Source organism: Hymenobacter coccineus (assembly GCF_001816125.1).
Classification (GTDB): domain Bacteria; phylum Bacteroidota; class Bacteroidia; order Cytophagales; family Hymenobacteraceae; genus Hymenobacter; species Hymenobacter coccineus.
Window position 1 is genome coordinate 1 of sequence record NZ_MDZA01000347.1, and the last position, 240, is coordinate 240.

Below are 240 nucleotides of genomic sequence, written 5' to 3' on the forward strand. Positions count from 1 at the left end.
ACGCTGCGGATGTGGTGGTTCACCCCGAAGGCTTCCTGCAACAGAATGATGCCGGGGCACCGCGCCGTTGGCCGCGGCGGGCTGGGCGGCGTAGGCCTGCATCGTGGTGCCGTCGCCGACGGATAGCGAGAAGGTTTGGGAACGCTGCGGATGTGGTGGTTCACCCCGAAGGCTTCCTGCAACAGAATGATGCCGGGGCACCGCGCCGTTGGCCGCGGCGGGCTGGGCGGCGTAGGCCTG

At 69.2% G+C, this 240-nt stretch carries 1 protein-coding gene; it reads right to left on the reverse strand.

All coding sequences use genetic code 11. From position 1 onward, the window contains the following. The coding region (locus tag BEN49_RS28930; protein WP_204376146.1) for a hypothetical protein at positions 1-240 on the reverse strand (240 nt) is incomplete at both ends.